The organism is Xanthomonas cannabis pv. cannabis (assembly GCF_000802365.1).
GTDB classification, from domain to species: Bacteria; Pseudomonadota; Gammaproteobacteria; order Xanthomonadales; family Xanthomonadaceae; genus Xanthomonas; species Xanthomonas cannabis.
In genome coordinates, this window is the sequence record NZ_JSZE01000005.1 from 41,864 (window position 1) to 63,517 (window position 21,654).

Here is a 21,654-nt window from a genome sequence, read left to right on the forward strand (position 1 = left end):
CACGATCAGCCCAATGGTTCGTCGGACAGATAGGTGTAGCCGGTCAGCCCGGCTTCCAGCGCGTCGCTCAGTTCCTTTGCGCGCTCCGGTGGCAGCTGCGCGGCGGCAATGCGTTCGGCGTAGGTCGCGCGCAGCGTATCCAGCTGATAGCCCACGTAGTCGAGCATCACGTCGGTGGTATCGCCGCGACGCTGCTGCACGATGCGATAGCCATCGCCGTCCACCGCCACTTCCACCGCGTCGGTATCGCCGAACAGGTTGTGGATGTCGCCGAGAATTTCCTGGTAAGCACCGACCAGAAAGAAGCCGATACGGTAGCTTTCGCCCGGGTTCAATGTGTGCAGCGGCAACGAGCTGTCAAGGCTTTCGTTCTCGACATAGGTTTTGACCATGCCATCGGAATCGCAGGTCATGTCGGCGATGATGCCGCGCCGCTGCGGCGCTTCGTTCAGGCGTTCGATCGGCACGATCGGGAACACCTGGTCGATCGCCCACACATCCGGAATCGACTCGAACACGCTGAAGTTGACGAAGTACTTGTCCACCAGCCGCTCGTTGAGCTCGTCCAGTACCGGGCGGTGGCTCTTTTCGTCGAAACTCAACCGCGCACGCACGCCGTGCGCGATGGCATAGAACAGATCATCGATACGCGCACGATGGGTCAGGTCGATCTGGCCCAGGGCGTAGGCGCTCAAGCCCTCGGCATGGAAGTGCTGCGCCTCCTGGAAGAGTTCCACCGCCGGGCGCACATCCAGTTCGTCGTGGATCTCGCGCAGGTGGCGGATGGCCGCCGGTTCATCGTCGTGCGCATCGGGCACGCGGCCTTCCGGCGCCTGCTCCACTTCGGAGACATTGGCGATCAGCACCGCGTGGTGCGCGGTCATCGCGCGCCCGCATTCGGTGACGATGCGCGGCGGGGTCAGCCCGTGCTCTTCGCAGGCGCTGGCCAGGGGCTGCACGATGTTGCTGGCGTACGAGTGCAGGCCATAATTGATCGAGCAATAGCTCCGCGAGCGGGTGCCTTCGTAATCGATACCCAGGCCGCCACCGACGTCCACATGGCTGATCTTGGCACCCAGGCGCGAAAGCTCCACGAAATAGCGGGTGGCCTCGCGCATGCCGTTGGCGATGTCGCGCACGTTGGAGATCTGCGAGCCCATGTGGAAATGCAGCAGATTCAGGCTGTCGGCGTACTCGGTGTCGCGCAGCGTCTTCCACAGGTCCAGCACCTGCCGCGGCGACAGCCCGAACTTGGCCTTGTCGCCACCGCTGTTCTGCCACTTGCCCGCGCCCAGCGAGGCCAGGCGCATGCGCACGCCCAAGCCCGGCTTGACGTCCAGCGCGCGCGCCTCTTCCAGCACCAGCTTCAGCTCGGAAGGCTTTTCGATCACGATGAAGGTCTGCAGGCCCAGCTTGCGCCCGATCAGCGCCAGGCGGATGTATTCGCGGTCCTTGTAGCCGTTGCACACGATCAGCCCGCCCGGGCGCGACAGCGCCAGCACCGCCATCAGCTCCGGCTTGCTGCCCGCTTCCAGCCCGAAGCCGTCGCCGTGGTGGCCGGCCAGGGTACCGGCCACGCCGCGGTGCTGGTTGACCTTGATCGGGTACACGGCGGTATAGCCGCCGGCGTAGTCCCACTCCGACTGCGCCTGCGCAAAGGCCGCCTGCAGCTTGCCCAGGCGCTGGCCCAGGATGTCCGGAAAGCGCACCAGCAGCGGCAGCTTGGCGCCGGCCGCACGCGCGGCGTCCACCACCTCGGGCAGCGACACCGACGGGCCATTGGCGGTCGGGCTGACCACCACGTGGCCGGCGGCGTTCACATCGAAATACCCATCGGCCCAATGCGGGATCGAGTAGGTCTTGCGGGCTTGGTCGAGGGACCAATCGCTCATTTCGCTGTCTCGGCTGGAATAAAAAAGGGCGTGAAGTGTAACGCCTGGCATGCGCAGGGTCCGTTACAATCCGCGCCGACTTCACGCCCCGCTCCTGCTGGAGCGGGTTGGAATGCAGGTTCAGCCGCCGCGCAGGTTGACTGCACGAGGCTGCGCCCGACCCTCATCCGGCGCTTTGCGCCACCTTCTCCCGGTGGGAGAAGGAACAGCTCCCCTTCTTTTCAGGATCTTTGCATGAGCGCCAACGACAACTGGTACATCGAACACTTCCAGCCCACCGGGTCGGCCATCGGCTTCCGCATCAGCGGCAAGCTGGACGAGGTGCAGTCCCCGTTCCAGAAGATCGAGATCTACCAGACCACGGACTGGGGCAAGCTGATGCTCATCGACGGCGCGGTGATGCTGACCAGCCGCGACAACTTCTTCTATCACGAGATGATCAGCCACCCAGCGCTGTTCACCCATCCCGCGCCCAAGCGCGTGGTGATCATTGGCGGCGGCGACTGCGGCACCCTGCGCGAGGTGCTCAAGCACCCGGGCGTGGAAAGCGCCACCCAATGCGATATCGACGAGCAGGTTACCCGCATGTCGGAGACCTATTTTCCCGAGCTGTGCGATTCCAACCACGATGCGCGCGCCGAGCTGTTGTTCGACGATGGCGTGGCCTACATGGCCAATTGCCCGGCCGGCAGCGTGGACATCGTGATCGTCGACTCCACCGATCCGGTGGGCCCGGCCGAGGGCCTGTTCAACAAGGCGTTCTACGAGAGCTGCTTCAAGGCGTTGAAGGACGACGGCATCCTGGTGCAGCAGTCAGAATCGCCGCTGGCGCTGCTGGACCTGATCAACGAGATGCGCACCGAAATGGGCAAGGCCGGCTTCCAGTCGTTCAAGACCCTGCCGTTCCCGCAGCCGTGCTACCCCACCGGCTGGTGGAGCGTGACCATGGCCAGCAAGCAGGCCAAGGCCGATTTCGCGTTCCGTCAGGACGCCGCGCAGGCCAAGGGCTTCGACACGCTGTATTACACCGCCCACCTGCACACCGGCGTGCTGGTCGCCCCGCCGTTCGTGGCCAAGGCGCTGGGCGAGTAGGCGCGGCGAGCAACCCTTTGCCTGCGGGCGCGGACGGCGCGCGCAGGCGCGATGCTTGAATGGTTGCGGCCGATTGACGACACCGGCCGCAACAGCCTGGCAGTGACGCCCCCGGGCTATCGGCAGCCGCCCGTTGACGAGACTGCCTGCGCGCCTGCAGCGCGCGGGCTGATCTGCCAGTGCGTTTCGCCTGGCGTGCTGTCGCACCCATGGCCGATGACGCGGCGATGCGCCGCTCACATTCCCTTGAACGGCGCTCGATCGACAGTGCAGCCGTGCGCGGGACGCATCGGTCTTGCGCGCCATTGCTGCGTCACGCTGCGGTCGATGCCGCTGCCCATGCCTTGCCGACCAATGTACGGGACCGCGCAGCCTATAACCGGGCCAGGACTTCCGTCTTCTTGGCGTCGAATTCGTCCTGCGTGACCAGCCCCGCATCCAGCAATTGCTTCAGCTTGCTCAACACCTGCACCGGATCGTCTGTGGCGGGAACGGCACTGGCCTGAGATGGCACTGCCGCGCCGTGCGCACCCGGCGCATGCACCACCACGCCACCGGCCGCCGCACGCAATTTGTCGATCTCCAGCTGCTGGCGCTTTTCGTAGGCGGATTCTTCCACCTGCTGCGCATAGGCATAGACGCGCCGCGCCTGCTTCTTGGGCAGGCTGTCGATGGAGGCGGAGGTGCCTTGGGTGGTGCGGCACATGATGGTCGCCCCGAGCATCTGTTCGCTCATGTGCACATCGAGCACCTCGCGCCAGGGGAAATCGCGGAAGGTCATGCCGAACAACGTGGGGTAGACCACGATAAACCTGCGGTTGGTCAGCACCACCGCATCCGGCGACAGGTTCATCACCATCTTCTTCTGCACGGCGATGTACTCGACCTGCTCGTCGCGGGTCAGCAACTCACTGACCTTGGGCAGGATCTTGCCGACTGCCACCGGGTCCTGCTCGTCTGTCAAAAACTGCGCCACTGCGTCCATAGGCCCTCCCAACGACTGTCACCGTTGGACACGACACTACAGCACCTTGCATGGATCGCCCCGCAACGTGGGAGTCGGTGGCCTGGGTACGCCCCCGCCGGCGTGGCAGTAACGCTGACTGGGTCGATTTCCTCAACGATCAGGGGCGGACGCTGCCGCCCGCCTTGCGGTCCTGGCCGCTGCAATCAGAAGCGGACTTCGGCGCCGAAGCTCAACACCTCGGCGCGATTGATGGTGATGTCCTCGTAGTCGTCGTAATACTCGTCGGCATACACGTAGTTGGTGTACAGCGCGCTCAGGCTGACATGCCTGCCGATATCCACGCCGAGCCCGGCGCCCACGTAGGCGCCATACACACGCTCGTCGTAGTCCTCTCCCTTGGCCTTGCCACCCCAATAGCCCAGCCGTACGAGTGCAAACACCGGAGCGTCGCCGAAGTTGAAGCGCGCCGTTCCACCAACACTGCCGAAGTCCACCGTCGGGATGACGACAAACCCATCCTCATCCTTTGAACCATCGACGTTTCCGGTTGCCGCTTCGATGCCGATCAGGGTCACCGGACCTGCGCGCCAGCGATACCCGACATTGAAGCCCAACAGGTCCTGCTTGACTCCGTCGAATACCTTGGCCTTGCCGCTCTGCACGCCAAGGAACATGCCGCTCTTGAGCCGTTGGTCGTCTTCGATCGGCGCAGGAGAGACATCAACCGGCACGGGCGGCGCTGCCATCTCCGTCTGCGTCGTAACCGTGGTGAATCCGCCGGATTCGCCGGTGCCAGTGCCGCTTCCACCGACGGCAGCCGGCGCGCCGCCGATGCCGGCTTGCGAGGTGCGCGACGACTGCGCGACCGGCGCGCGCGCGTCCTGCGTGCCGGTCTGCTGCTTTTGCTGTTGCCGGTAGCTGTCCCAGCCGCGCGACAACGATTGCGCCGAGGCCTGTGCCGTGACGCCGAAGGCCGTGCAGGCCAACAGCAGTGTTGCGGTCCTTTTCATCGCTTCCCCAATGAGTCGTACTCCATCGTTCCCGCATCCTTGCGCACGCAGGGGTCACCTGACGGCGTCTGGAAGTGGCGCAGTTGCTGTCGAATTCGGGGGCTTTCCCGGCATCACCGGATGTCGTGCGACATCGATCCAGGCGCCGTCCCTGAGAACGTGCCCGTACTAACGCGTGATGCAGCCCCCTGACCGCAGCCGGCACAGTGTCTGGAGTCTCAGCAGCTGTCAAGAAGGGATGTGACCGCTCGCGCTTGGTTGAAGCGATCGCAAGTCATGCGCTGATCGAAGCAGGCAGCTGGCATCGCCGATGCCGGCTTTCTGCGCGCGCACGCGCGGCGTGCCTGCCCTGCCCACCTGATGCCAACAGAGTCCTAGCGAAGGGGCCGCCAAGCACTTGATTAGCAAAGCCGTTCCACTTCCGGAACATTTCATTTGTTAAATAAAGGTAATTTCAATACTGACAAGTTCTAAAATTGCGCGCACCGATCCCTCGCGATCATCGTGAACCTGCGCAACGCGTGACATCTCCGCGCCGCCAAGGTCCGGAGAACTGTCATGCATTACCAGCCGCTGGACGTGTCCAGCCTGCACGTTGTCACGCCCGTGTTGCTCAAGCAGGGCACCCGCCTGCTGGAACCCGACGTCTACCGCACCCACGTGGATGGGCAGCTGGCGGTGGTCAAGGACTACGGCCGCTACCGCCGCACGCTGCTGGCACCGGTCGCGCGGTTGATGGTGCGCCACGAGGCCAGGATGCTGGAACAGCTGAAGGGCTGGCGGCATGCGCCGGCCCTGCTCGGCACCCTGGGCGGGCTGGCACTGGGCATGGAGTTCATTCCCGGCGACACGCTCAGCGCCAGCGCGGTGGTGGGCCAGGAAGTCTTCCAGCAACTGCAGCAGGCCTTGCGCCGGCTGCATGCGTTCGGCATCACCCATAACGATCTGCATGGCACCAATGTGGTGGTCAGCGCGGGCGTGCCGGTGCTGATCGATTTCACTTCGGCGTGGCGATTCCCGCGCTGGTTGCGTCGCGGCACGCTGGCGCGTCAGCTGCAACGCAGCGACGTGGCCAACTTCCAGAAAATGCGCCAGCGCCTGGCCGGCATCGCACCGACGGCCGACGAAGCCGCACACAGCGCCGAACCGCGCTGGGTGCATGCCGTTCGCAGCGGCTGGAAGCGGCTGTATCGGCGTCTGAAAGGCACTGCGTAACCAGCGCTGCTGACCGGGAGCCGCTTTGGAGCGGCTGGCCAACGTTGTGGCGTCATCCGCTGCGTCGATCGCATCGGTTTGATCTGCAGCGCGGAACGTCCCCGAGTGCTCTGTGCATACCACGTGCTGCGACGCGGATGGCTAGGGCGCTCCCGCGGTTGCCTGCACCGCGACGCGAACAGTCACCCATGCGCGTCGCGGTGCCTGCGCACTAACCCATCACTTTGCTGCTGCCGAAGCGGCAACTGCCGGCGTGCGATAGGCGATCAGGCTCGGTGCATCGGTGACAAAGCGGTCGAGCACGCCGTCGGCGATCTTGACCGGGCCCCCGAAGCGGGTGGCGCCGGGAATCGATGGAATGGCTGCCGCTTTGGCTGCAAGCGCAGCCGCGTCCGCAAACAATGCCGGTGCCTCGGTGCCGCCGCGATTGGCGGCATCCAGCCCGGCTGCGGTCTGCTGCAGCGCGCGGCCCCAGCCTTCCATTGCCTCCAGCCAGGGACGCGATTGCGCGGCAAAGCCCTTGTCGGCCACGCCGTCACGGATGATCTGCGGCGCGGCGGCCATCTCGTCGGCCGTACGCGCCAGCTCGGCAATCGCCTGCGTGCGCGCGGCCGCATCGCCCAGCGCGATCGCTTCGCGCACATGGTCGAGCACGGCCTTCAGCCGCGGCGCCTGCTCCTGCCACGGCTGGCTGCCGAAGGTGGGCGCCAGGTGCTGGGTGTCGAAGAAGGTCAGCAAGGCCGCGGTGACGCGCGCATCGCCGCCGGCCAGATCGCGCGCCGCCGCATGCCAGGTGCGTTGTGCATCGTAGCCTTTGTCGTTCCAGGCGAAGGCGGTCAAGCCCATCACCGCCACGCGGCTGGGCACTTCCTGGTTCATCGGGTTGGAGACGATGCCCGACAATTCGGCCGACAGGCCGGCCTCGCGCCGCGCGTACGGCGCCATCAACAGGCGCCCGGCCGAGGTTTCGAAATCGTTGACCGGGTAGTTGTCCCACAACAAGGTCTTGCGGCCGAACGCCTTGGTGGCGGCGCGCGCATCGGGAATGGAAATGGCCGGGGGCACCACGTCGGTGCCGGTCCACTGCACCACGATCTTCGGGTCCAGATGCTTGCGCAGCGCTTCCTTGTACGGGCTCTCTTTGGCGTCGTAATACTCGGTCGGCACCATGATCAATTCCGACGCTGCATCGTGCCGCGCGACCAGATCGGCCTGCACCAGATTGAGCAGGTGCGATTGCGCGATGCCCGCCGCCTGCGCGCCGGATTCACCGAAGGTGGCCTTGTCGCGTTCGCAGTTCCACTTGGTGTATTCGATATCGTCCAGCGCCACATAGAAGCTGCGCACGCCCAGCGCGCGGAACGCATCGAACTTGCGCAGCAGTGCCTTGGCGTCGGCGGGATCCGAGAAGCACACGGTCGGGCCCGGTGAGATCGCGTAGACGAAATCGACGTGATTGCGCTTGGCGGTGGCAGCCAGCTGGCCGAGCGCCTTCAAGGTCGGTTTCGGATACGGCTCGCGCCAGCGATCGCGCGCGTACGGGTCGTCCTTGGGGCTGTAGATGTAGGTGTTGGCCTTGGTCCGGGCGAGGAAATCGATGTGCTTGCTGCGGTCAGCCATCGACCACGGCGCACCGTAGAAGCCTTCGATCGTGCCGCGGATCGGCATGGCCGGGTAATCCTGGATCACCAGCGTCGGGATGGTCGGCCGCGCGAGCAGCTGACGCAGCGTCTGCGCGGCGTGGAACAGGCCATCGCCGTCGTGGCCGGCCAGGGTGATCAGGCTGCCGCGATCCAGGGCAATGCTGGCCAGCGTGTAGCCCTCCTTGTGCGTGTCCTGCACCGCCTTGCTGCGCGTCAGCGCGTCACGCACCACTGCCGCATCGCCGGTGCCAAGCACGATGTGCGGGCGGTCCAGCGTGGCGGGCAGGCGCGTGGCGGTGGCAATGTTGCTGACGCCGGCCGTGGTGAGGATGCCGCGCACCAGCGCGAGTGTGGCCTTGTCCGCGCCAGGCGCGACCACCAGCACCACGGACCGGCCCAGGCTGATCGTCTCGACATCCAGGGTGATCGATACCGGGGCCGGAAAGATCGCCGGCTGGGTGACCGGCTCGGCCAGCGCCGACGTCGCCAGACCCAGCGCCACCACCATCGGGAGCAGGCGCAAGCCCGACTTGCCACTGCGTCGCTTCATGTCCGAACTCCGGTATTGGAATGGTATTAACGCCTAGAGTAGGCAAGTCGCTACGCGGGGACAAGAGCGCGCCGTGCCTTGGGTCGAGTCCGTTTTGCGCGTGACGAAAACCGTTGTTGCCTAGTTTCCGCAATACGGCGACGGCGCTGCGCAGCCTGCAGGCTGCGGTATTGAAATGGTATGAAGCGAGATGGCTACGCGGCTCGGAGCGACAGCCGACTCACGGTCAACGGATTCTTGTCGGTACCGGTAGGCGCACCGCTGGCTGGTGCGTCGTTCATGGAGGCAGCCGCCAGGCAACCGCAAACCCCGTCGCGCAAGCCCTTTGGCATCACGCGCTGGCCTGCTTGTCGTCGATCGGGCCCGTTGATGCCGACACGTTCGACCCGGGCATCGCGGTCGCGCGGAGACCAGCAACGCCGCCGCAGGCTCGGCCTACGGCGTGCGCTCACTCCTACAGTGCGTCGCTATCCAGCTCGCCGGTGCGGATGCGCACCACCGTGCCCAGGTCGTAGACGAACACCTTGCCATCGCCGATCTTGCCGGTACCGGCCGCCGCCACGATGGCTTCGACCACGCGCTCGGCCTGGTCGTCGGTCACCGCCACTTCGATCTTCACCTTGGGCAGGAAGTCGACCACGTATTCGGCACCGCGATACAGCTCGGTATGCCCCTTCTGCCGGCCGAAGCCCTTGACCTCGGTCACCGTGATACCTGCCACGCCGCAGCCGGCGAGCGCTTCGCGCACATCGTCGAGCTTGAACGGTTTGACGATGGCCATGATCATTTTCATCGGTGCAGATCCCAGGGCATGACGGCCGCGCAGCATACCGTGGACGCAGGCAACACTCATCTAATGCGGCAGCGCCGTCACCGCGGACCACAGCCGAATGGGACTATCCTTACTGCCTGCCGACTGCCTTGCCGATGTCCCGCGTGTCCCGGCCTGCACTAGGCTTCCTACGGACCTGCGGAGAACACCATGATCGATTTCAATCAGCTCGACGACCTCGCCCGCCGCCTCAGCGACCTGGTGCCACCGGGCCTGCGCCAATCGCGCGAAGAATTGCAGAGCACCTTCAAGGGCGCGCTGCAGGCCGGCCTGGGCAAGCTGGACTTGGTCACCCGCGAAGAATTCGACGTGCAGCGCGCGGTGCTGCTGCGCACGCGCGAAAAGCTCGACGCGCTCGAACAGGCCGTCGCCGCACTGGAAGCGCGCGCAGCGGGCGCACCGCCCAGCGCCGCTGCCAGCGCCGACAGTCCCTGAGCTGAGCCGCCCACCATGAGTCTGGCGCTGGTGCACAGCCGTGCCCGCGTAGGGGTGCAAGCGCCCGAGGTCCGGGTGGAAGTGCATCTCTCCGGGGGTCTCCCCTCCACCCAGATCGTGGGCCTGCCCGAGGCGGCGGTGCGCGAATCGCGCGAACGCGTGCGTGCGGCCCTGCTGTGTGCGCAGTTTGAATTCCCGGCGCGGCGCATCACCATCAACCTGGCGCCAGCGGATCTGCCCAAGGACGGCGGCCGCTTCGATCTGCCAATCGCACTCGGCATCCTGGCTGCCAGCGGGCAGATCGACCGGCAGGCGCTGGCCGACTACGAATTCCTCGGCGAGCTGGCGCTGACCGGCGAGTTGCGCGGCGTCGACGGCGTGCTGCCGGCGGCCCTGGCGGCCGCGCAGGCCGGGCGGCGGCTGATCGTGCCGCTGGCCAATGGCGCCGAAGCCGCCATTGCCGGGCATGTCCAGGCCTTCACCGCACGCACCCTGCTGGAGGTGTGCGCCACGCTCAACGGCACCCAGCAGGCACCAGCCGCCGCGCTGGCGGTGGCCACCCTGGACACAGCGGCCCTGCCCGACATGGCGGATGTGCGTGGCCAACCGCACGCACGCCGCGCACTGGAGATCGCCGCCGCAGGGAGCCACCACTTGCTGCTGATGGGCAGCCCCGGATGCGGCAAGACCCTGCTCGCCTCGCGCCTGCCCGGCCTGCTGCCGGACGCCAGCGATGCCGAGGCGCTGGAAACCGCCGCCATCCGCTCCATCAGCGGGCGCGGGCTGGATCTGGCGCGCTGGCGGCAGCGGCCCTACCGATCCCCCCATCACACCGCCAGTGCGGTCGCCCTGGTCGGTGGTGGCACGCACCCGCGCCCCGGCGAGATCTCGCTGGCCCATAACGGCGTGTTGTTTCTGGACGAGCTGCCCGAGTGGCAACGACAGACGCTCGAGGTCCTGCGCGAGCCGCTGGAATCGGGGCTGGTCACGATCTCGCGGGCAGCGCGCAGCGTGGATTTCCCGGCACGGTTCCAGCTGGTTGCCGCCATGAACCCGTGCCCGTGCGGCTGGGCCGGCGATGGCAGCGGGCGCTGTCGCTGCAGCAGCGACAGCATCCGCCGGTATCGCAGCCGCATCTCCGGGCCGCTGCTGGACCGCATCGACCTGCATGTCGACGTACCGCGCCTGCCGCCGCAAGCGCTGCGCAGTGGCAACCCGGGCGAGGACAGCGCCAGCGTGCGTGCACGCGTGGTCGCCGCGCGGCAGCGCCAGCTTGCGCGCGGCCCGCTGCCCAACGCACGCCTCGACCAGCCAGACACCGATCGCCACTGCCGCCTGCACGGCGACGACCAATTGCTGCTGGAGCGCGCGATCGAGCACCTGCAACTGTCCGCACGCTCGATGCACCGCATCCTGCGCGTGGCGCGCACCATCGCCGACCTGGACGACAGTGCCGTCATCGCCACGCGCCACCTGACCGAAGCCATCGGCTACCGCAAGCTCGATCGCGCGCTTGCCCCTGCCAGCGCGGCCTAGCGGGGCGGCCGGAAATGCCGGAACCGTGCTGCGGCGATTGAAGCAACACAAGCGGCTTCCGCACGCCCTGAGTGATGTGCGACTGCGGGCAGCGCCGCGCGATGCTTGGTCGCCGCATCGAGCGCAAGGCGGGACATCGCAACATCCACTTCATGGCGCTCCACGTACAACGTCTGCCACTCCATTGCGCAGAGGCCGTCATGAGCCGACATCCCGACCTGACCACCGTTCCGTCGCTGGATCTGAACCGCTATCTGGGCACCTGGTACGAGATTGCGCGGCTGCCGATCCGCTTCGAGGATGCAGACTGCACCGACGTGTCGGCGCACTATTCGCTGCAGGACGACGGCAGCGTGCGCGTGCAGAACCGCTGCCTGACTGCGGCGGGCGAGCTGGAAGAGGCCGTGGGAGAGGCCCGCGCCATCGACGACACGCATGGCCGGCTGGAAGTGACGTTCCTGCCCGAAGGATTGCGCTGGATTCCCTTCACCAAAGGGGACTACTGGGTGATGCGGATCGATCCCGAGTACACCGCCGCCCTGGTGGGCAGCCCCGATCGCAAGTACCTGTGGCTGCTGGCGCGGCTGCCGCAGCTGGATGAGAACATCGCCCAGGCCTATCTGGCGCAGGCGCGCGAGCAGGGGTTCGATCTGGCGCCGCTGATCCACACCCCACACACCGGACGGTTGACCGAACAACCGCTTCCCTGAAAACCCGTGAGGTACCAGCGCTGCTGCGCGACAGCCGAGCGGTGCGAGGTATCCTCGCTCGACCTGTCTCCTGCAGCAACTGATTGCGAGCGCATGCGACGGATAGCCGACTGATCCGGGACACGTCCGACGACGTTGTCCTCGTGCCATGCAGCCACGTACGCAGCGCCGCACATGCGACGCCGCAGCAGGTCACCCGGACTCGGCTGGCGCGCCGGCTTGGCTGCGGCGACAGCCGCGCAACGTTGTCCAGCCCGCGGCGCGAGCTGGCGCATGCCGCACCACACCCTTCCTCTCCTACCGGCAGCCTTATGAGAACGGCCGGGGCCGGAACAGCACTACCGGATCGGCACTGCCATCCTGACCCCGGCCGCACCGGCTCCTGCGCGCGATGGGTGGCCATACCGCCCGGCCGGTTTACCCGTTGAGGGTGCCCAGATCCTTGGCCGCGGCCTGGGCACCTTCCAGGCTATCGAAGGCCACGCCGGTATCGCCCACCACGTACTTGATCAGTTCGCCATCGCGCGTGGTTTCATGCATCTTGAAGATCGGCACTGCGTCAGTGCCGCCGACGCGTTCTTTCTGCGTTGTCATGGTGATTCCTCCAGTGAGAGCGCCTTGCAAGGGACCGGGTGGCCCCGCAGCCCGCGGTGGCGAGCACAGACGCACCGACCCTAGCGCGCCCATGCGTGCAGGCGCGTGAACCCCTCCAACGTAGCGGCCGCCCTGTGCGTGCGTGGTCCGCCGCAAGAAAATCACAGCGACTTCGCTCCGCGGACGCGCGCAACGCACGCGTGTGTCGTACATTCGCGACGTGCAGCCTCATCCGTCCACTTCCGTTGTTCACCTAACGCCGTTACGGCGCACTGCCTGGCGCGGGGGCAGTGCCATGGCGCTGGCTCGATGCGTGCTGTGCCACCGGCATCACGCAAGGCCGTGTGCGTGAGCTGGCCTGTATGTCGATGCGGGTGAGGGCATGAAGCGTCAACGCATCATCAGTCTGACCGTGCTGCTGGTGGTGGTGTGCGCAACGCTCCCGATCGGACTGTCGTATTACCTGGCCTGGCGGCTGGCGCTGTCGCGCGAGGAGAGCAGGCTCAGCCAACTTGCGGCGCTGTCGATCCGGCGTACCGACACGGCCTTCGACGAAGCCCATGGCGCGTTGTTGAGCATGGCCGCCTCGCAGGTGCCGCCCTGCTCGCCCGCCCATCTGGCGCAGATGCGCGCGCTGGTGCTGACCAGCCATTACATCGTCGAGCTGGGCCACTTTCGGCACCGCTGGCTGCGCTGCACCTCGTGGGGGCAACTTCCCGACAACATTCCCCAGACCGCTCCGGATTTCGTGGTCAAGCGCGGCATTGCAGTGACCACCCGGCTGCTGCCGCTGGCCAATCCGCAACATCCGTTGATGGCGCTGCAGCTGGGCAACTACAACGTGCTGATCAATCCGAACACGCTGGCCGACATCAACATCCCGCCGGGCCTGCAGCTGGCGATCGGCACGCCCGACGGCCAGGTGCTCAGTAGCACCGGCACCGCGGCCGAACAGTTGCTGGTGGCGCCGCCCGCCGACGCCGCCACGTCCCGCACCGACGGCGACACGCAGCCACAGGTGCTGTACGGCCGCGACCGCCGCGGCGACTGGGTGGCGGTAGTCACCGAGCCGGCGGCCTATCTGCGCGGGCCGCTGGCGGCGGCACGCCTGCAGGTGATGCCAGCCGGCATCGCGGTGGCCGTGCTGCTGGTGGGCCTGGTGCTGTGGGTGTCGCGGCGCCGCCTCTCGCCGCTGGCACGACTGGAGATTGCGGTGCAGCGCGGCGAATTCATCGTGCACTACCAGCCCATCATCTCGCTCGATAGCGGCCACTGCGTCGGTGCGGAGGCACTGGTGCGCTGGCAGCAACCCGACGGCGTGCTGGTGCCGCCGGATGCCTTCATTCCGCTGGCCGAAGAAAGCGGGTTGATCCTGCCGATCACCGATCTGGTGGTGGCCGAGGTCATTCGCGAGCTCGGCCCCACCCTGGCCGCCGACCCGACCCTGCATGTGGCCATCAACGTGTCGGCCGACGACATCAAGAGCGGCCGGGTGCAGTCGGTCCTGGCGCAGGCGCTGCAAGGCACCGGGGTGGACAGCGGACAACTGTGGGTAGAGGCGACCGAGCGCAGCCTGATGGATATCGACGCGGCGCGCACCACCATCACCCACCTGCGCGGCGCCGGCCACACGGTGTCGATCGACGATTTCGGCACCGGCTATTCGAGCCTGCAATACCTGCAGGGGCTACCGCTGGATGCGCTGAAGATCGACAAGTCGTTTGTGGACACCATCGGCACCCACTCGGCTACAAGTTCGGTGACCGCGCATATCATCGAGATGGCCAAGACGCTGCAGTTGCGCACCATCGCCGAGGGCGTGGAGCGCCAGGAACAGCTGGATTACCTGCGCGCGCATGGCGTGGACCTGGCGCAGGGCTGGCTGTTCTCACGCGCGCTGCCGGCAACCGGCTTTATCGCCTACCACGCACAGACCCGCAGCGCGGCGCACTGATCCACTCGGCGGCATCACCCGCACGTGCCGAGTCGGCTCGCTGCAGCGGTGGGTCGAAGGCAGATCTGCCGCCGCGCCGCGCGCCCATCGCCGACGGATATGGGCTGGCGCTGAGCGCGTCATCGACAGACGCGCGCGAGCCGATCATCCAACCACGACGGGAAAGTCGGTGCTGCGCCCGACCAGGCTGCGTGCGCAGCGCATCCTGCTCCAGCTGCGCGCCCAAGTGTTGGCCACCATCGCCGCAAGACAGCGACGGGCGCTGCCCATGGCCGAACAAGGCACCAGCCTGCGTGCGAGAACCCAAGGTGGACCTCTCCGCCGCCGTTGCCACGCGGCCTACCTGCAAAAAGAAAGGCCGCCAATGGCGGCCTTGCGATAGCGGCAGCGCGCTCGATCAGGCGCTCTGCAATGCGCCGCTGCGTTCGCGCACCGGCTTGGGCCGGCTGGGAAACGCATGCCGCACGATCCGCCACATCACCTGGCCAAACTGCCGCGGCAGCGAGCCGGTGTTGTAGTGCTGGCCGTAACGGGCGCAGATCTGCTTCACTTCGACGGCGATCTGCGCATAGCGATTGGCCGGCAGGTCCGGATAGAAGTGATGTTCGATCTGGTGGCTCAGGTTGCCCGACAGCACGTTCATCAGCTTGCCGCCGGTCAGGTTCGACGAACCGCGCAGCTGACGCAGGTACCAGTGACCGCGCGACTCGTTGCGGATCGATTCCTTCGGAAACACTTCCGCATCGGCGGTGAAGTGGCCGCAGAAGATGATCACGAAGGTCCAGATACTGCGCAGCACGTTGGCGGCCAGGTTGCCCAGCAGCACGGTCAGGAAGAACGGGCCGGCCAGCGCCGGAAACACGATGTAGTCCTTGAGCATCTGGCGGCCGATCTTGCGGCCGACCGGCAGGAACGAGGCGCGCAATTCGGCGGCCTTCATCTTGCCGGCGAACCAGCGGCCCAGGCGCAGGTCCTGGATCGCCACGCCCCATTCGAACAGCAGCGCAAAGACCACCGCGATGAAGGGCTGCATCAGGTAGAACGGGCGCCAGCGCTGCTCGGGGAAGATGCGCAGCAGGCCGTAGCCGATGTCATCGTCCATGCCGCGCACATTGGTGTAGGTGTGGTGCTTGAAGTTGTGCGTCTTGCGCCAGTTGTCGCCGGTGGCGACGATGTCCCACTCGTAGGTGTTGCCGTTGAGCTGTGGGTCACCCATCCAGTCGTACTGACCATGCATGACGTTGTGGCCCAGCTCCATGTTCTCCAGGATCTTGGACAACGTCAGCAGCAGCACGCCGGCGATCCAGGCCGGGATCAGCACGCTGTGCACGAACGCGCCCAGAAACAGCAGCGCGCGGCCGGCCACGCCGGTCCAGCGCACGGCCGCCACGATGCGGCGGATGTAGCGCGCATCGTCGGCCCCGACCTGGCGCTGCACGCGGGCGCGGATGGCATCGAGTTCGTCGCCGAAGGACTGCAGTTCGGCAGCGGACAGGGCACGGTTGTGGACTCGGCTCATGTGGGTTCCTTACAGATCCAGGATCAGGTCAGTGCTCGGGGCACTGATGCACAGGCGGACCTGTGCGGTGGGTTCGTTGCTGCGCTCACCGGTCAGCAGGTGGCGCGTGGTGCCGGACTGGCGCGCGCAGGCGCAGCTGTTGCAGATGCCCATGCGGCAGCCGTGCTTCGGCCGCAGGCCCTGGGCTTCCAGTCCTTCCAGCAGTGACTGGCCGCGCGGCAGGGTGAGCGTACGGCCGCTGCGTGACAGCTGGACCTGCACCTGCCCGGCTTCGCTTTCGTCCAGTGCCGGCACGCTGAAGGCTTCGGCCTGGAAGGCGGCCACGCGCCCTTGCAAGCGCTCGCGCGCCGCCTGCACAAAACCGCCCGGGCCGCAGACCATCACATGGCGCTGGTCCAGCGCGGCAATCTGCTCCAGCGGATAGTTGTCCACGCGCGCGGCCGGTGTCTGGCCCTCGCGAGTGGTGAGAAGGCGCACGCGCAGGCGCGGATGCGCCGCAGCCATCGCCTCGAACTCATCCATGAAGCAGGCTTCGTCGCGCTGGCGCACCCAGTACAGCAGGTCCACGTCCATCGGCATGCCGGCCTGTGCGGCGGCCTGCAGCAACGCCCGCATCGGGGTGATGCCCGAGCCGGCGGCCAGCAACAGCAACGGGGTGGGGGTGGCCGGCAGCAGCATGTCGCCAAAGGCCGGGTCCAGCGACACCACCGTGCCCAGCGCTGCATCGCGCGCCAGGTACCGGCTGACCTGCCCGCCTTCGATCGCCTTGACGGTGATCGCCAGCCGGCCGTCGGCCAGCACGGTCGGGCTGTAGCTGCGCAGCAGGCGGCGGCCATCGATCTCCACGCCAACGCTGACGTGCTGACCGGCCTGCAGACCCTGCCAATGGCCATTGGGCTGCAACACCAGCGTCACCGCATCGCGGCTGGCGGCGCTGCGGCCGACCAGGCGGGCCATCGGCCGCTCCAGCGTCCACAGCGGGTTGATCCGGGTTGCCCAGAAATCGAACAGCTGCGGCGACACCAGGCGGCGCGCCAGCCGTGCAGGCAGGGGGGACTTGGACTTGGAGGTGGATGCCAGGCTCATAGGGTGCACTATACGCATGCATGCACACACGTGTATACAGTTGTATATCGGCCGAAAGCGCTATGATTCATCCCCACGCCCGGCTGCTGCCTCATGACCTCCATCGCCCTGCCTTCCCACGACGCGCCGCCGTCACGCAAGCCGGCGATTTCACGCGAGGACCTGATCGCTGCGGCGTTGTCGCTGATCGGCCCGCACCGCAGCCTGTCCACCTTGAGCCTGCGTGAAGTGGCGCGCGAGGCCGGCATCGCGCCGAACAGCTTCTACCGCCAGTTCCGCGACATGGACGAGCTCGCCGTGGCCTTGATCGACCTGGCCGGGCGCTCGCTGCGCACCATCATCGGCCAGGCGCGCCAGCGCGCCACCTCCACCGACCGCAGCGTCATCCGCGTCTCGGTGGAAGCCTTCATGGAGCAGTTGCGCGCCGACGACAAGTTGCTGCACGTGCTGCTGCGCGAAGGTGCGGTGGGTTCGGACGCCTTCAAGCAGGCGGTGGAGCGCGAGCTCACCTACTTCGAAGACGAGCTGCGGGTGGACCTGATCCGCCTGGCCGCCGCCGACAATGCCAAGCTGCATGCGCCGGCGCTGGTGTCCAAGGCGATCACCCGGCTGGTATTTGCGATGGGCGCGGTGGCGATGGACTCACCGCCGGGAAAAGACCCCGAACTGGTCGAACAGATCTCGCAGATGCTGCGCATGATCCTCACCGGCGCGCGCACCCTGGGCACGCACGGCGGTTGATTGTTCGCGGTGGCGATCGCGTTGCCGCGAACGAGCAGCGGCATCGGCGCATGGACCAGCGCACACGCCGATGCTGAGCACGCCGTACATACCGCCTGACAAATGCTTGCTACGTTTGTCCGCGTGCTTCATCTGCAATGCCTGACATCAGGTCATCGCCGGACACCGACCGTCGCATTCAAATGCAATACTGCCTTGCGGTCGTTACACAACTGCATTCTCTTTCGACCACCCGAAAGATAATCTGAAAAATAATTGCATAAAGTGCTTGCGCAATGAAAAGGACGCAGGTAGTGTTCGCGCCCTCAGCAGGTACGCCTGCACTTTCACCGACTCGACCTCATGCCCCTGCTCCATTCCGCCACATTCAATCGACTGCCCAGCGCACACCGCGCGGCGTCGTTTGTGCGCACGAAGAAAGCAGTCGTGCGCATCACCCGATTCGACTGATGTCCTGACGAGGAGATCGGTCACCCGATCTCCGAGGCAAGCGAACGCCCTCGGATGCTGCATCCGGGGGCGTTTTCGTTTGCGCGTTCGCATCGCATCGTGTGGATGACCTTCCAGGCACCCGGGCATGGATTGCCCGACAACATGGACGTTGCATGCGGTCAGGCGCGAAAGCGCTGTGCCCAGGTGCCGGGCACGGGTCGCGCGTGGTCATGCACATACAAGATTACCGTTTGAATAAAACGGTGATCAGAAACACTGCGGAAGAGATTCAGCGGCCTGGAGTTTATTCCAGCTGGTGCGCGCGGCGATGCCGTGGCGTATACCGAACGCTTCCTCAATGTTTCTCGTTATGGGTATCGGCTCCTGGTGGAGCGGCGGCGTAATCCGCAGGCCTGGTTCGATTCCGGAATACTCACCACTGGATAGCTCAGTTGGGTAGAGCAACAGATTTCTAATCTGTCTGTCGCGGGTTCGAATCCCGCTCCATGCATGACCTTCTCGGTCATCTCTCGGGACGCAAGTCCCTTTACGGAAACGCCCATGCCGCAGGCACACAGGCAACCCATCGTCTGACTGCCTGCAGCAGCGGCGCCATTGCCGGGCCCTCGCCCTGAACGCGCACGCTGCACCGTTCGCAACCGCTGCGCACTACATCGCACAGCGCCCGCAACGCGCATGCAGGCGCCAATAGCGCATCGCGCCCCGCACGGCCGCCGTCACCGGCGTTTCCACCTTTCAACGCCGCGTTGCATCGGCACACGTCTCGCCAGCAGTCCGATCTGGGCGGCGCGACGGCTATATCCCCCCCGGATCGGACCACCAGAGCCAAATGTAAAAGGAGTAGTGCCATGTTCTGGACCAAGAGGGTCGTGATCGGTGACGGCGAGCGCGGCCTGGTGTATCGCAACCGTCGGTTCGAGCGCGTGCTCGTCCCCGGTGTCTATCGCCTGTTCGACCCACTGGGTCGCAGCGAGGTCATCGTCCACGCCATCAGCCAGGGCGCCTATGTCGGCCGCGACGCGGAGATGCTGATCGACACGCTCGGCAGCACCCTGCCGCAGCACTTCGTGCTGGCCGATATCGGGACCGCGCAGGTCGGCCTGCTGATCCGCAACGGCAAGCTTGAGGAGGTGCTGCCACCGGGCACGCGCGCGCTGTACTGGCGTGGCCCGGCAGCGATCGAAGTGCAGACCCTGCCGCTGGGCGATGGGCTGCAGGTGCCTACCGATGTGCAGCACAGGATGCGTCAGCTCGGCACGCTGTCGCGGGTGGCAGTGTGCATGGACGTGCCCGCCGAGTCGCAAGGGCTGGTGTTTGTGGACGGCAAGCTGGTCGCGCCATTCGGACCGGGGGCATACGCGTTCTGGAATTTCCAGAAGAACATCGCCACCGAGGTGATCGATCTGCGCGTGCAGTCGGTCGAGGTCTCCGGGCAGGAGCTGTTGACGCGCGACAAGGTGTCGTTGCGGGTCAACCTGGCCGCCAGCATGCGCGTCACCGATGCCGTGGCGATGCGCACGCGCGTGGCCAAGGCGGGCGATTATCTGTACCGCGAGTTGCAATACGGCTTGCGCCGTGCGGTATCGGCCAAGACGCTGGACGAGTTGCTGGGCGACAAGGCCTGCCTGGATGCGGATATCTTCGGTTATGTGCGTGGCAGCATGAGCGGCTTCGGTATCGAGGTGCTGGGCGTCGGCGTCAAGGACGTGATCCTGCCGGGCGAAATGCGCGAGATCCTCAATGCGGTCGTGCAGGCGGAGAAGCAGGCGCAGGCCAACGTCATCCGCCGGCGCGAAGAGGCCAACGCCACGCGTTCGTTGCTCAACACCGCCAAGCTGATCGAAGACAGCCCGGTGCTGATGCGTTTGAAGGAACTGGAGGCGCTGGAAAAGGTCACCGAAAAGATCGACAAGCTCACCGTGTTCAGCGGCCTGGATGGCGTGCTGAAGCAATTGGTGACGATCAGGCAATGAAGGCTGCGCGTGGCAGAAGGATCTGCCATGCACTGCCGCAAGGGAATGACGACAATGAGTACCTCACAACATTTTGAATTACTGCATGCCGAAGGCAGCACCACACCGATCAAGGGCTGGGTGCGCGGCGTGCCGCTGGAAGCGCAGGCGCATGCACAGTTGCGCAACATCGCCGCGGTGCCGTTCGTCGGCCCCTGGGTGGCGGTGATGCCCGACGTGCATCTGGGCAAGGGCGCAACCGTGGGCTCGGTGATCCCGACCCGTGGCGCCATCATCCCGGCAGCGGTGGGCGTGGACATCGGCTGCGGCATGGCCGCCGTGCGTACCACGCTGCGTGCCAGTGATCTGCCGGACAATCTGGCGCAGTTGCGCTCCAGCATCGAGCGCAGCGTGCCGGTGGGCAACGGTCGCGGCGGCGAACACCGCATGCTGCCCGACAGCGTCGAAACCCGCATCGCGCGGTCGGGGTTGGTGCAACGTCTCGACGCGATCAAACAGCAGCACAGGCGCATCCGCACCGACAAGCTGGAATGCCAGATCGGCACGCTGGGCGGCGGCAATCACTTCATCGAACTGTGCCTGGACGAAACCGATGCGGTCTGGGTGATGCTGCACAGCGGCTCGCGCGGCACCGGTAACCTGATCGGCAGCTACTTCATCGAGCGCGCACGTGAGCAACTGGCGCACCGTGTGCTGGGCTTTCATCTGCCCGACAAGGACCTGGCCTTCTTCATGCAGGGCGAGCCCTTGTTCGACGAGTACGTCGAAGCGGTGTCGTGGGCGCAGGATTACGCCCGCGAAAATCGCGAGGCGATGATGGCGCGCGTGCTGGCCGAGATGCGTCACCGCTTGCCCAAATTCCAGCTGGAAAAGCTCGCGGTCAATTGCCACCACAACTACGTGCAGAAGGAGACGCACGCCGGCGAGGAGCTGTTGATCACCCGCAAGGGCGCAGTGAGCGCACGCGCCGGCGAGCTGGGCATCATTCCGGGCAGCATGGGCACGCGCAGCTACATCGTGCGCGGGCTGGGTAACGCAGAGAGTTTTCACAGCTGCAGCCACGGCGCAGGCCGCGTGATGAGCAGGACGGCCGCACGTGCGCAGATCACCCTCGCCCAGCATCGCCAGGCAACGGCGCATGTGGAATGCCGCAAGGACGCCGCCGTCATCGATGAGTCGCCGGCCGCCTACAAGTCGATCGAGGCAGTAATGGCAGCACAGCAGGATCTGGTCGAAGTACTGCACACGTTGCGCCAGGTAGTGTGCATCAAGGGGTAAAGCAAGGGCCGCAGCAGCGGCCCCTCTTCTGTAAGAAGCGTGTTCTGCAAGAAGCATGCAACACCCGTCAGCGACCTCATCCCCAGTGCGACTGCACAGTTCAGTCATGTCGCGATCGCACTCACATCCAAGCACACGCGTTTCACTCCCGCGACGCCATCGTTGCGCCACATT

General features: G+C 66.1%; 17 protein-coding genes. 9 read left to right on the forward strand and 8 right to left on the reverse strand.

Going from position 1 to position 21,654, the window contains the following annotated elements; all coding sequences use genetic code 11:
• Positions 1–5: 5 nt before the first annotated feature.
• Positions 6–1,892: an arginine decarboxylase gene (gene speA / locus OZ10_RS01300; RefSeq protein WP_039411130.1), complete on the reverse strand. Its 1,887-nt coding sequence runs from the start codon at positions 1,890–1,892 to the stop codon at positions 6–8.
• A gap of 234 nt (positions 1,893–2,126) precedes the next feature.
• Between speA and speE the strand changes: the two genes are divergently transcribed.
• On the forward strand, positions 2,127–2,984 hold the full coding sequence (gene speE, locus OZ10_RS01305) for a polyamine aminopropyltransferase (protein WP_039411132.1): 858 nt from the start codon (positions 2,127–2,129) through the stop codon (positions 2,982–2,984).
• Between the two features lie 373 nt (positions 2,985–3,357).
• Here the strand turns inward: speE and OZ10_RS01310 are convergent, their stop codons facing one another.
• Positions 3,358–3,969, reverse strand: coding sequence for a PH domain-containing protein (locus OZ10_RS01310; protein ID WP_039411133.1), 612 nt, complete (start codon positions 3,967–3,969; stop codon positions 3,358–3,360).
• Positions 3,970–4,154: 185 nt separating this feature from the next.
• On the reverse strand, positions 4,155–4,961 hold the full coding sequence (locus tag OZ10_RS01315) for a porin family protein (protein WP_039411135.1): 807 nt from the start codon (positions 4,959–4,961) through the stop codon (positions 4,155–4,157).
• Positions 4,962–5,519: 558 nt separating this feature from the next.
• Here OZ10_RS01315 and OZ10_RS01320 point away from each other — a divergent pair.
• Positions 5,520–6,176 carry an RIO1 family regulatory kinase/ATPase domain-containing protein gene (locus OZ10_RS01320; RefSeq protein WP_039411137.1) on the forward strand — a complete coding sequence of 219 codons (657 nt, stop codon included), beginning with the start codon at positions 5,520–5,522 and terminating at the stop codon, positions 6,174–6,176.
• 219 nt (positions 6,177–6,395) lie between these two features.
• On the opposite strand, the gene OZ10_RS01325 is transcribed toward OZ10_RS01320, so the two are convergent.
• On the reverse strand, positions 6,396–8,369 hold the full coding sequence (locus tag OZ10_RS01325) for a glycoside hydrolase family 84 protein (RefSeq protein WP_039563728.1): 1,974 nt from the start codon (positions 8,367–8,369) through the stop codon (positions 6,396–6,398).
• A gap of 454 nt (positions 8,370–8,823) precedes the next feature.
• The gene (locus tag OZ10_RS01330; protein ID WP_199680230.1) at positions 8,824–9,198 is read right to left on the reverse strand and encodes a P-II family nitrogen regulator; all 375 of its coding nucleotides are present in this window, start codon (positions 9,196–9,198) and stop codon (positions 8,824–8,826) included.
• Between the two features lie 153 nt (positions 9,199–9,351).
• Here OZ10_RS01330 and ubiK point away from each other — a divergent pair, with 153 nt between their 5' ends.
• From ubiK to OZ10_RS01345, 3 genes are all read left to right on the forward strand, one after another.
• Positions 9,352–9,636, forward strand: coding sequence for a ubiquinone biosynthesis accessory factor UbiK (gene ubiK / locus OZ10_RS01335; protein WP_039411142.1), 285 nt, complete (start codon positions 9,352–9,354; stop codon positions 9,634–9,636).
• 15 nt (positions 9,637–9,651) lie between these two features.
• A complete protein-coding gene (locus OZ10_RS01340) occupies positions 9,652–11,172 on the forward strand; it encodes a YifB family Mg chelatase-like AAA ATPase (protein WP_039411144.1) in 1,521 nt (506 codons plus the stop codon).
• Between the two features lie 200 nt (positions 11,173–11,372).
• Entirely contained in the window at positions 11,373–11,882 is a 510-nt protein-coding gene (locus OZ10_RS01345) for a lipocalin family protein (protein WP_039411161.1), read from the forward strand.
• 417 nt (positions 11,883–12,299) lie between these two features.
• Here the strand turns inward: OZ10_RS01345 and OZ10_RS22650 are convergent, their stop codons facing one another.
• Entirely contained in the window at positions 12,300–12,476 is a 177-nt protein-coding gene (locus OZ10_RS22650; protein ID WP_068835690.1) for a hypothetical protein, read from the reverse strand.
• 382 nt (positions 12,477–12,858) lie between these two features.
• Between OZ10_RS22650 and OZ10_RS01355 the strand changes: the two genes are divergently transcribed.
• A complete protein-coding gene (locus OZ10_RS01355; RefSeq protein ID WP_039563730.1) occupies positions 12,859–14,430 on the forward strand; it encodes an EAL domain-containing protein in 1,572 nt (523 codons plus the stop codon).
• 397 nt (positions 14,431–14,827) lie between these two features.
• Here the strand turns inward: OZ10_RS01355 and OZ10_RS01360 are convergent, their stop codons facing one another.
• Positions 14,828–15,949, reverse strand: a complete 1,122-nt coding sequence (locus tag OZ10_RS01360) for a fatty acid desaturase family protein (RefSeq protein ID WP_039411148.1) — start codon at positions 15,947–15,949, stop codon at positions 14,828–14,830.
• A gap of 9 nt (positions 15,950–15,958) precedes the next feature.
• Positions 15,959–17,035, reverse strand: a complete 1,077-nt coding sequence (locus OZ10_RS01365) for a ferredoxin reductase (RefSeq protein WP_039411150.1) — start codon at positions 17,033–17,035, stop codon at positions 15,959–15,961.
• 93 nt (positions 17,036–17,128) lie between these two features.
• On the opposite strand from OZ10_RS01365, the gene fabR reads away from it, so the two are divergent.
• The 3 genes from fabR (at position 17,129) to OZ10_RS01385 (ending at position 21,480) form a co-directional block, all read left to right on the forward strand.
• Positions 17,129–17,776, forward strand: a complete 648-nt coding sequence (gene fabR / locus OZ10_RS01370; protein ID WP_039563732.1) for an HTH-type transcriptional repressor FabR — start codon at positions 17,129–17,131, stop codon at positions 17,774–17,776.
• 1,301 nt (positions 17,777–19,077) lie between these two features.
• Complete coding sequence (locus tag OZ10_RS01380) at positions 19,078–20,202, forward strand: slipin family protein (protein ID WP_039563733.1); 1,125 nt, start codon at positions 19,078–19,080, stop codon at positions 20,200–20,202.
• Positions 20,203–20,256: 54 nt separating this feature from the next.
• Entirely contained in the window at positions 20,257–21,480 is a 1,224-nt protein-coding gene (locus OZ10_RS01385) for an RtcB family protein (RefSeq protein WP_039404496.1), read from the forward strand.
• Positions 21,481–21,654 lie beyond the last annotated feature (174 nt).

Coding starts and splice junctions, on each gene's coding strand:
- speA (WP_039411130.1), bottom strand. CDS start 1,892: ATGAGCGATTGGTCCCTCGACCAAGCCCGCAAGACCTACTCGATCCCG.
- speE (WP_039411132.1), top strand. CDS start 2,127: ATGAGCGCCAACGACAACTGGTACATCGAACACTTCCAGCCCACCGGG.
- OZ10_RS01310 (WP_039411133.1), bottom strand. CDS start 3,969: ATGGACGCAGTGGCGCAGTTTTTGACAGACGAGCAGGACCCGGTGGCA.
- OZ10_RS01315 (WP_039411135.1), bottom strand. CDS start 4,961: ATGAAAAGGACCGCAACACTGCTGTTGGCCTGCACGGCCTTCGGCGTC.
- OZ10_RS01320 (WP_039411137.1), top strand. CDS start 5,520: ATGCATTACCAGCCGCTGGACGTGTCCAGCCTGCACGTTGTCACGCCC.
- OZ10_RS01325 (WP_039563728.1), bottom strand. CDS start 8,369: ATGAAGCGACGCAGTGGCAAGTCGGGCTTGCGCCTGCTCCCGATGGTG.
- OZ10_RS01330 (WP_199680230.1), bottom strand. CDS start 9,198: ATGCTGCGCGGCCGTCATGCCCTGGGATCTGCACCGATGAAAATGATC.
- ubiK (WP_039411142.1), top strand. CDS start 9,352: ATGATCGATTTCAATCAGCTCGACGACCTCGCCCGCCGCCTCAGCGAC.
- OZ10_RS01340 (WP_039411144.1), top strand. CDS start 9,652: ATGAGTCTGGCGCTGGTGCACAGCCGTGCCCGCGTAGGGGTGCAAGCG.
- OZ10_RS01345 (WP_039411161.1), top strand. CDS start 11,373: ATGAGCCGACATCCCGACCTGACCACCGTTCCGTCGCTGGATCTGAAC.
- OZ10_RS22650 (WP_068835690.1), bottom strand. CDS start 12,476: ATGACAACGCAGAAAGAACGCGTCGGCGGCACTGACGCAGTGCCGATC.
- OZ10_RS01355 (WP_039563730.1), top strand. CDS start 12,859: ATGAAGCGTCAACGCATCATCAGTCTGACCGTGCTGCTGGTGGTGGTG.
- OZ10_RS01360 (WP_039411148.1), bottom strand. CDS start 15,949: ATGAGCCGAGTCCACAACCGTGCCCTGTCCGCTGCCGAACTGCAGTCC.
- OZ10_RS01365 (WP_039411150.1), bottom strand. CDS start 17,035: ATGAGCCTGGCATCCACCTCCAAGTCCAAGTCCCCCCTGCCTGCACGG.
- fabR (WP_039563732.1), top strand. CDS start 17,129: ATGACCTCCATCGCCCTGCCTTCCCACGACGCGCCGCCGTCACGCAAG.
- OZ10_RS01380 (WP_039563733.1), top strand. CDS start 19,078: ATGTTCTGGACCAAGAGGGTCGTGATCGGTGACGGCGAGCGCGGCCTG.
- OZ10_RS01385 (WP_039404496.1), top strand. CDS start 20,257: ATGAGTACCTCACAACATTTTGAATTACTGCATGCCGAAGGCAGCACC.